General features: G+C 73.1%; 6 protein-coding genes. 5 read left to right on the top strand and 1 reads right to left on the bottom strand.

Going from position 1 to position 10,290, the window contains the following annotated elements; all coding sequences use genetic code 11:
- Positions 1-31: 31 nt before the first annotated feature.
- The 5 genes from P1V51_20540 to P1V51_20520 all read left to right on the top strand — a co-directional run bounded on the left by P1V51_20540 (position 32) and on the right by P1V51_20520 (position 9,328).
- Complete coding sequence (locus P1V51_20540) at positions 32-1,258, top strand: hypothetical protein (GenBank protein MDF1565437.1); 1,227 nt, start codon at positions 32-34, stop codon at positions 1,256-1,258.
- The gene (locus tag P1V51_20535; protein MDF1565436.1) at positions 1,236-3,179 is read left to right on the top strand and encodes a hypothetical protein; all 1,944 of its coding nucleotides are present in this window, start codon (positions 1,236-1,238) and stop codon (positions 3,177-3,179) included. Before P1V51_20540 ends, P1V51_20535 begins: the two co-directional genes overlap by 23 nt.
- An 18-nt stretch (positions 3,180-3,197) precedes the next feature.
- Entirely contained in the window at positions 3,198-5,294 is a 2,097-nt protein-coding gene (locus P1V51_20530; GenBank protein MDF1565435.1) for a hypothetical protein, read from the top strand.
- 96 nt (positions 5,295-5,390) lie between these two features.
- Positions 5,391-6,590, top strand: a complete 1,200-nt coding sequence (locus P1V51_20525) for a hypothetical protein (protein MDF1565434.1) — start codon at positions 5,391-5,393, stop codon at positions 6,588-6,590.
- 2 nt (positions 6,591-6,592) lie between these two features.
- Positions 6,593-9,328, top strand: a complete 2,736-nt coding sequence (locus P1V51_20520) for a right-handed parallel beta-helix repeat-containing protein (GenBank protein ID MDF1565433.1) — start codon at positions 6,593-6,595, stop codon at positions 9,326-9,328.
- 658 nt (positions 9,329-9,986) lie between these two features.
- Here the strand turns inward: P1V51_20520 and P1V51_20515 are convergent.
- Positions 9,987-10,290, bottom strand: a 304-nt coding sequence (locus P1V51_20515; protein MDF1565432.1) for a hypothetical protein, incomplete at its 5' end; no start/stop codon positions are given.

The raw sequence follows: 10,290 nt of genomic DNA, 5'->3' as shown, positions 1-10,290 counted from the left end.
AAGGACTCTCGAGAAAGAGGAGACCTGCCCCATGCGCCCACACCACGACCTTCGATCCCCGCGCTCCTCCGCGCTCGCCGGCCAGCTCGCCCTCCTGCTCCTGCCCCTGCTCTCGCTGGGGGCGAGCTGCGGCTCCCCCGAGGTGCCCGAGGGCACCGAGTGCGCCGAGGTCCACTCCGCCGGCGGCTCGAGCGCCCTCTCCCGCGCCCTCGAGGCCGCCAAGCCCGGCGACTGCGTGGTCCTCGGCAACGGCACCTACGAGGGCCACTTCAAGCTGCCCGCCGGGGTCACCCTCATCGCCGGCGAGGACAAGCTCCCCCTCCTGCAGGCCGAGGGCACCGACGACCCCGTGCTGCAGGTCGAGGGCGGCGCCCTCTCCCGGGTGGTGGGCCTCGAGATCGTCGCCACCGGCGGGCAGGGCATCGACGTGCGCGAGGGCCCGGCGAGCCTGGAGAACCTCTCGGTCACCGCCCCCGGTGACATCGCGGTCTACCTGGGCTGCCCCGCCGCGGGCTGCTCGCCGGAGGCCGTGGTGGAGGTCGTCGACAGCCGCCTCCACGGCAGCCAGGTGGGCCTGTGGGCCGACGGCATCCTCGTCGCGACCTCGGGGGTCCTGCTCGAGGACAACGTCGACAGCAGCGCCATCGAGGGCTACGGCGCCCTGGTCACCCGCGGTGGCCGCCTCGAGGGCAACGGCGATCGCATCATCGGCAACGGCGGCATGGGCCTCCTGGCCGACGGCGCCGAGACCACCGCCGAGCTCCTCGACGTCGAGGTGAGCGAGAACGACGGCCCGGGCGTCTGGGTCCAGGGCCTGCGCGGGAGCATCGGCGTCCCCTCCCTCTACGTCGACGGCGCGACCTCCACCATCGCCAGCAACGCGAAGGCGGGCATCGGCTCGGTGGACACGGTCGGCATCGTGGTGGGCACCTGCATCGTGCGGGACACCCGGCCGGTGCCCTGGCCGGAGGGGGGCGGCAACGTCTCCCAGGTGGGCGACGGGATCGCGCTCCTGCGCGGCACCGCCGAGGTGAACCTCGGCGCCGAGGCCGCGCTCTCGAGCAACGACCGCGCCCAGGTCCTGGTGGACCAGGGCGGGGCCGGCATCGTGGTGGGCACCGCCATCGTCGACCCCGGCGCGGGCCGCTACGGCGTGGTGGTGCAGAACACCACCGGCGCGGTGGACATCAACTCCACCGTGCAGACCGACACCCCCCCGACCCTGGGGGTCGACGATGGGACCCAGGCGACGCCCTGATCCGCTGCCGGCGGCGCTCCTCCTCGTGGGGGCGCTGCTGGGGGGCTGCCACGATCCCGTCCGCGCCTGCGAGGACGAGGGGGGCGAGTGGATCGAGGATGCCTGCTGGCCGGGCCTCAGCGAGCGGGCCTGCCCGGCGGGGACCAGCCCGCGGGTCGGCGCGGGCGGCTGCGTCCCGGTGGGCCACGGCGCCACCCGGGCCTGCCCCCACGGCTTCGAGGCCGCCGCGGACGGCTGGGGCTGCGCGCCGGTGTACGCCACCGGCTGCCAGCCCGGCTTCAAGCCGGTGCTCGGGGAGGCCGGCTGCGTGCGGATCGACGACTGCCAGCGCGCCTTCCCTCCGGCCGCGGCGACGATCTTCGTGGACGACGACTACTCGGCGGCCGAGGTGGACGCGACGCACTTCGCCTCCCTCCAGGCCGCCGTCGCCGCCGCCCCGGCCGGCGCCCACCTCGCCATCGAGCGCGGGGTCTACGAGGGCGTCCTCGTCCTCGAGCGCCCGATGACCCTCGAGGGCCGCTGCGCGGCGGGCACCCTCCTGGGGGACCTGATGGCCGGCTGGTCGGTGGTGGTCGAGGCGGGGGTGAGCGCGGGCCTCTCGCACGTCTCCTTCGGGAACTACGCCGGCGGGATCCAGGTGCGGGAGGGCGGCAGCCTCGACGCCTCTCACCTCTACCTCGGCCAGGTCGGCAGCCTGGGGCTGGCCGCCTTCGGTCCGGGGGCGGTGCTGCGGGCCCGGGAGGTGGTCATCCAGGACACCCTGCCCGGGAGCGACGGCAGCGACGGCATCCCCGTCCTGGCGCGGGGCGGCGGGACGGTCTCCCTCTCGGAGGGGTGGATCCACGGCTACTACCAGGGCGCGGGGGTGGCCTTCGAGGCGGGCAGCCGGGTGACCTTCGAGCGGGTGATCGCCGAGCGGGGCTTCCCCGGCGGCTCCGGCACCCGGGCGCTGGCGATGCTCGCCGACGCCGGCGGGCGGATCGAGGCGCGCACCTCGCTCTTCCGGCAGAGCGGCCAGGCGGGCTTCCACCTCGACGGCGAGGGCACCCTCCTGCTGGCCGAGGAGGTGATCGTCCACGACCTGGCCGAGCTGCCCAGCGGCACGGCCCGCGGCCGGGTGCTGGAGGTCTACGACGGCGCCGAGGCGCAGATCTCGGGCTTCACCTTCCGCAGCGGCGGGGACGTGGCCGTGCTCGTGAGCAAGGGCCGGGCCTTCCTCGACACCGGCGTGATCCGCGGCGCCACCACCGCCGGCGGGGTCGTAGAGACCAACGCGGGCGCGGCGGTCACCGCCGGCGGCGAGCTGGGCCTCACCGACGTGGCCCTCCTCGAGCAGGCCGCCGACGCCGTGGTGGCCCTCGGCCCCTCGGTGCTGGTGGCCCGGGAGATCCTCGCCCACCGGACCCACATCGCCACCGGCGAGGCCCGGGGGATCGGCCTGGCGGTGATGGACGGCGCCACCGGCCGGGTCGAGGACTACACCGTCTGGGAGGCGGGCTGGGTGGGGGTGCAGACCGCCGGGGCCGGCTCGCGCCTGGAGGCCGAGCGGCTGGGGGTGATCGGCACCCGGCCGGTGAGCGAGACCCAGCGCGGGCTGGGCCTGCTGGTGCACGACGCCGGCACCCTCCTCCTCTCGGAGAGCCGCGTGCGGGGCACCGACGGACTCGGCCTCACGGTGGGCCACGAGAGCGGCGGCGTCTCCACCGGCGGCGCGGCCGGGGTGGAGCACTCCATCCTCGAGGACAACACCGTCGGCCTGAACACCCAGGGGATCGTGGCCCTGGAGGTCGTGGAGGGCCTGCCCGCGCAGCTGCCCCCGGACCGCCTGCTGGTCAGCGAGGACACCCTCTTCCGGGAGAACCTGGTCCGCATCGCCAGCGAGCGGGTGGTCCTGCCCTCGCCCCCGAGCTTCTCGCCTTGAGCTAAGTTGAGAGTCGCCATGCACCACCGCACCGCGCTCGTCCTCCCCCTCCTCCTGCTCCTCCTCGCGCCGGGCTGCCCGAAGGAGCCTGCGCCCGAGGTGATCTGTCCCGTGGGCTTCGAGGCGGACGCCGGGGGCCGCTGCGTGGGCGTCGTGCCGGCCGAGCCCTGCCCGGGCGGGAGCATGCGCCTGCTCGGTGAGCGGGAGTGCGTCCCGATCGGTCCGGACTGCCCGCTGGGCTTCGAGAGCGAGGACGACGGCTGGGGCTGCCGCCCGGTGGTCGCCGCGGGGCCCTGCGTCAACGGCACCCGGGAGGCGCTCGGTGACGCCGCCTGCCAGCCAGTCGCCGACTGCCGCATGGGCACCTCCCCCGACGCCACCCACTTCGTCGACCCCGCGGGCTCGACCGACGCCACCCACTTCCGCTCGATCCGGGCCGCCGTCTCGGCGGCGCCCCAGGGTGCGGTGATCGCGGTGGCCGCGGGCACCTACGTCGAGAACGTGGTCATCACCCGGCCGATCACCCTCATCGGAAGCTGCCCCACCGACACCATCCTGCAGGCGCCGGCCCTCGACCCGGGGATGGGGATCCTCTTCCAGGGCGTCCGGGGCGCCACCGTCAGCCACCTGACCGTCCGGGGCTTCCTCCCGGGGCTGGGCGCCGTCGGCGGCGCCGAGGCCCTGGTCGTCCACTCGGTGATCGAGGACAGCATCGCCTACGGCGCCATCGCCATCGAGACGGGCACCCGCCTCTCCATCAACCAATCCGCGATCCGGGGCACCCGCGCCGGCGCGGGCGAGGTCACCGGCAACGCCGTGGCGGTGAACGACGGAGGCCGCCTGGAGGTGGTCGACTCGACCCTCTCCGACAACGTGGGGGTCGCCGCCTACGTCTCGGGCACCGGCAGCCTGCACCTCGACCGCACGGTGGTCCTGCGCACCACGCTGGACACCGGCCTGCAGAGCGACGCCGGGGTGAAGGTCCACGCCGGCGGCACCCTCTGGATCGGCGGGTCGGCGATCCTCGGGAGCTCGGGCATCGGGGTGGTCGCCTCCGATCCCCGCACCCGGCTCACGATCCTCGACAGCACCATCGCGGACACCGTCTCCGACGACACCGGCCTCTCCGGCTTCGGCCTCGCCGTCCTCGGCGGCGCCGACGCCACGATCGAGGGCCTCACCAGCACCCGCAACCACACCGCCAACATCCTGGTGCGGCGCTCGACCGCGACCCTGGAGCGGGTGGTCAGCCGGGACACGCTGCGCAGCACCCAGCCCTGGACCACCCTGCGCGGCGAGGCGGTCTACCCCGGGGTGGGGATCTGGATCGCGCTGGACGCCGACGCCTCGCTCACCGACGTGGCGGTGCTCGAGGGTCACGGCGAGACCCTCCACGTCGACTCGAGCCGGGCCTCGCTCTCCCGGGTCTTCCTCGAGGACCGCACCCTCGATCCCGGGAACGGCACCGAGACGACGGACCTGGTCGCCCTGCAGGGAAGCCAGGTCGAGGTCGCCGGCATGGAGATCCGCTCCCGCAACCTCTTCGGCCTGCGGGCCACCGACCCGGGCACGACCCTCGAGATGAGCCGCCTCCTCCTGACCTTCCCGGAGGGCAACCCCTCGGTGCTCCTCGGGGGCTCCCTCGAGTGCGCCGCCGGGGCGGCCTGCGTCCTGCGCGAGTCCTGGTTCGACCAGGCGCCGGGCTTCGGCCTGATGACCTGGCTGAACGCCTCGACGCGGATCGAGGACAGCGTGATCAGCAACACCCGGGAGGCCGGCCCGGAGCTCCTCTACGGGGATGGCGTCTCCTGCCTCTTCAACTCCACCGTCCACATCCGCAAGAGCGAGATCCGCTCGAGCGCCCACGTCGGCCTCTGGCTGGAGAACTGCGGGGGCAGCCTGGTCGAGAGCCGGGTCCTGGACAACACCCTGGGCCTGCGGGCCGGAGAGGAGATGGTCCTCGAGACGGTCAGCACCCTGCCCTCGACCATCGGCCTGGGCACCTTCGTCATCGACGAGGCCACGGTCTTCGAGGGCAACAGCGTGCGGATCTCGACCGAGAGCGTGGTCCTGCCCGAGACGCCCACCGGCGGAGATCCCCCCCTGCACCCCTGATCCGGGCCCCTCCCGGCCCCGTGATCCCCGACACGGACAGCCCGGACCCCATGCGCCACTTTCCGCGCATCCCGGGAAGGGTCTAAGGTGAGTACGATGTCGTCGAAGGGAATGCAGATCGTCGCGGGCACGCTCCTCCTCGCCGCCGCCGCCGGCTGCGGGGGAGGTGGCGCCTGGCCCCTCGACCGCGTTCAGTGCGAGCGCAACCTCGAGGCGAAGGGCGAGGACGAGCTGCGCGAGCTCCTCTCCGGCGCGGTGGAGGGCGACTGCGTGCAGCCCGCCCGGGGCGAGTACAGCGGCAGCTTCCTGGTCCCCGCCGGGGTCGTCCTGGCGGGCAACGAGAAGGAGCCGCCGGTCTTCCTCGGCGGCGCGGCCGGCGAGCCCGCCCTGATCCTCGAGGGCGGCCCGGGCAGCCTGGTCGCTCACCTCGACGTCGCCTCGGACGCGGGGCACGGCCTGCTCGTCCTCGGCGGCCCCGCCCGGGTGATGCGCAGCCGCCTCTCGGCGCCCAAGGGGGTGGGCCTCGTCCTGCGTTGCTTCGAGTCGGGCTGCGACACGGCCCGCGTGGAGATCCTCGAGAACGAGATCCACGACAGCCTCAACGGGATCGTGATCGAGGGGGTCAACGCCTTCCTCGAGGACAACGACCTGCACGACTTCGACGGCGTCTCCATCGAGGCGGGCATCGGCCTCTCGGTGACCGGCGGCGCCACCCTGCAGTCCGACCGGATGTCGGTCAGGGGCGCGGGCGAGGTCGCGGTGCTGGTCGACGGCGCCGAGACGAAGAGCGCCTTCACCGACCTGATCGTGAGCGAGAACCGGGGCCGCGGCGTCTGGGCCCAGTTCCTCCGCGGGACGATCGACGCCCCGGCGCTCACCATCGACGGCGCCACCTCCGAGATCACCGGCAGCGCCATCGTCGGCCTCGGCGGCATCGACGCCCAGGGCATCGTGGTCGGCACCTGCCGGGTGCGCGACACCGCGCCCATCGAGCTGCTCACCGACCAGGGCTACGCCAACGTCGGCGACGGCGTCGGCCTCTTCGGCGGCAGCGGCGAGGTCTCCCTCCGCGACGGCCTCGAGGTCTCGGGCAACGCCCGGGCGGGCCTCCTCGTCGACGAGGGCGGCACCAGCATCGTGGTGGGCACCGCCATCGTCGAGCCCGGCACCGGCGGCTTCGGGGTGGTCATCCAGCGCACCACCAACGCCGTGGATCTCGACGCCAGCCTGAACCAGGACGACCCCGGCGCGATCCTCGGCGTCGCCGCGTCTCCCCTGAACGTACCCGGAGTGTGATCGTGACGAAGAACGCGAGCCTCCCCCTCGCCGTCTTCCTCTTCACCGCGCTGCCCCTGGTGGCCGCCTGCCCGAAGGGGGGCGGCGGCGGCGGCCTCGACTGCGTCGACGGCTTCGTCGAGGACCCACAGTACGAGGTCTGCGTGGCCGTGCTGCCGGCCGAGGACTGCCCGGCCGGCACCCGGGCGCAGGTGGGCCAGGCCGACTGCCTGCCGGTGGGCAACGTCGCCTGCGCCGCGGGCTTCCAGACCGTCGCCGACGGCTGGGGCTGCGAGCCGGTGCTGCCCGCCGGCCCCTGCGACCCCGGCACCCGCCCCGCCCTCGGCGAGACCGCCTGCGTGCCGGTGGGCCACACCACCTGCGCCCCGCCCCTCGGCGCCGACCCCGGCGGCTGGGGCTGCGTCGACCTGGCCCCGGCGGCCCCCTGCACCGGCGCCACCCGGGCCACCCTCGACGGCCGGGGCTGCGTCCCCATCGGCGACTGCAGCGCGGCCTTCCCGCCGGCGGACACCACCTTCCACGTGAACGCCGCCTTCACCGATCCCGAGCTCGACGCCTCCCACTACCGGGTGCTGAACGACGCCTTGGCCCAGGCGCGCGGCGGGGACTTGGTGGCGATCTACCCGGGCACCTACGTCGACGAGATCTCCGCCTACCCCGGGGTGAAGATCGTCGGGAAGTGCGCCGAGGAGGTGATCCTCGACGTGGTCCCGGGCAGCACCCAGCCCGGCGCCCTGATGTTCGACGGCAAGATCGACATCGAGGGGATCACCTTCACCGGCCACCTCCTCGGGGCGGCGGTGCTGCAGCAGGGGCAGATGGTGCTGACCGAGGTGCTCATCGAGGCGAACCAGGACCTCGGCCTCTACGCCGCCGACGCCGGCAGCGAGATCGTCCTGCGGCGCAGCGTCGTGCGCGGCACCCGCCCGAGCGCCGGCAAGACCCACGGCTGGGGCGGCAGCGCCGAGCCCGGCGGGCGGATCGTCCTGGAGGAGAGCGAGCTCGTCGACAACCTGGGCACCGGCCTCTTCGCCACCGGCGGCGCCTCCCTGGAGATCGTCGACTCGATCATCTGGAACACCACCACCGACACCGGCGGCCGCACCGGCCACGGCGTCCACGTGCAGAGCGGCGCGACCGCGCTCCTGCGGGGCAGCCTGGTGGCCGGGAGCCACACCCTGGGCCTCTACGCCTCGAGCCCCGGCACTGAGGTGCGCGCCGAGAACACGGTCGTGCGCGACACCCTGCCCAACGGCGCCGGCGCCTTCGGCATCGGCGCCCAGGTCGACTTCGGCGCGAGCCTCACCCTCGTCGACAGCACCATCGCGCGCTCGGCGGTGATGGGGATCTTCGCCATGGACACCCGCACCACCCTCGACCTCGAGCGGGTGACCCTGCGCCACAACCCCACGACGCCCCAGCCCGGGGGCACCCGGGCGCTGATGGTGCAGCAGGGCCCCACCGTCACCGCGACCGACCTCGCCATCTTCGAAGCCGCCGAGGCCGCGGTGGTCGTCGCCGGCGCCGGCGCCAACGCGACGATCGACGGGCTGATGATCCGCGACACCCGGCCCTCCTCCCTGGGCGAGTCCGGGCAGGGCCTCTGGGTGGTCGACGCGGCGCAGGCCACGGTCTCGGACGGCGCGATCCTCGACAACCGCACCCGCGGCGTGATCGTGATGGAGAACGGCGCCTCCGCCACCTTCGACGGGCTGATCGTCGAGGGCACGATCCCCTCGAGTCCGACGGCGCGCCCCGACATGGGCGGCATCCCGATGGGCTTCGACGTCCACGACGGCGGCAACGCCACCTGCCGCCGCTGCCTGATCCGCGGCAACGAGCACATCGGCGTGCGGGTGACCCGGGCCGAGGGCGGCGACGAGCCGGCCTCCCTCGTCCTCGAGGACAGCGTGGTCGCCGACACCGTCCACGATCCGGTGGGCGACCAGGCCGGCCTGGGGCTGGTGGTCTACCTCGACGGCACGGCCACGGTCAGCCGGACCACCTTCGCCCGCAACTCCACCACCGGCGTGCTCGTCTCCAGCCAGGGCGCGCAGCTCTCCCTCGCCGACTCGACCATCAAGGAGACCCGGCCCGGTCGCGGGTACGAGGCCTATGGGCTGGCGGTGCAGGTGAAGGCCGCCGCCTCCGTCTCCTCCCTGGCCTCGGTGAAGAACGACGGCTTCGGCGCCTGGGCTCAGGGCGTGGACACTCGCCTCTCCCTCTCCGACTCGCTCTTCGGCTACCCCGAGGGGCTGATCCAGGGGATCGGCGTCGCGGCCCAGGACGGCGCCAGCCTCGACCTGCTGCGCTCGGAGGTCGCCCGCAACAAGGTCGCCGGGGTCGCCGCCGCCTTCCCCGGCACCCTCCTCTTCGTGGACCAGACCCTCGTCCGCGACAGCCACCCCTCCTCCGAGGGCATCGCCGACGGCGTCGTCCTCTGGTCGAACGTCCGGGCCACCCTCAGCCGCAGCGTCATCCAGAACAACGAGGCCATCGGGGTGAAGGTCCTCACCGCCGCCGCCCGCCTCTCCTGGGTCGAGGTGCGGGAGAACACCGTGGGCATCCACGTCACCGGCGGCACCGCCATCGAGACCGGCGCCACCGTCCCCGCGGACTACGAGTCCAACGTCGCCTTCGTGGCGGACAGCTGCTCCTTCATCGACAACGCCACGCGGACCGGCACCGGCGCGGTGGCCGTGCCGCAGATCAGTCAGATCCCCGTCGATCCGAGCTAGGCGTCGAGCCCGAGGAAAAACCGGAGACGGTAACGGGGACGGTGATGGCGACGGACCTCCGCCCCGGGAACCTCTCCGTTCCCGTTCCCGTCACCGTCTCCGTTCCCGTCTTTTCCCGGGTTAGGCGCGGATAGGTGCGCGGATAGGTGCCACGCACTGTTACAGGGCGTTCTCCGGGCCTAACGGACACCATCCTTCGCGGCTGGTGGCTGGCCGGCTCGTGGCTAGCGGCTCGCGGCTCCCCCGCTTGCTCCCCGATGGGGTCAGACCCCGACAATTGACACTTGGCGGGATGCTTGCAGGCGCGGCTCGGATGGCCCGCCCCCCACGGATCGATTTCCCGGGCGCCTGGCACCACGTGATGCACCGTGGTGCACGACGCGCCCCAATCTTCAGGCGTCCAGAGGACTGTCAGCGGTTCCTGGATCACACCCATCGGTCCGTTTCCCGGACAGGGGTAGAGGTTCACGCCTATTCCTTGATGCCGAATCACTTCCACCTGCTCATCCGAAGCCCCGCAGGCACTCTGTCTCGTGCGATGCAGCTGTTGGGCAGCAGTTACACTCTGTGGCTCAACAAGAAATACGAGTGGGATGGGCCCGTCTTCAGAGGTCGATTCACCAGCGTGCTCATCACCGAGCCTGCTCATCTTCGCTACCTACTCGCCTACATCCATCTCAATCCGCTTCGAGCGCATCTCGTTCGAAGACTCGAGGATCCTGCCTGGACCAGCCACCGGGCCTACCTGGAGAAAGATCGGGTTCCGGAGTGGCTGACCCGCGAGCACTTCCTCGACGTCCTCGATGGCCCCAATGGCGTGCACCGCTTCGTCCGACAAGTGCACCTCGGCCGAGCCGGCTGGCCGGAGGATCTCGACCGGGCGACGGCCTTCCCGATCAGGCCCTCGCGCGAGATATAAGCAGAAGTCGTGGATCGAGGAGTTGAAGAAGGCGGCGTATCCT

The sequence above is a fragment of the Deltaproteobacteria bacterium genome (assembly GCA_029210625.1).
Lineage (GTDB): Bacteria > Myxococcota > Myxococcia > SLRQ01 > SLRQ01 > JARGFU01.
This window is presented reverse-complemented; position numbering and strand designations above follow the sequence as displayed.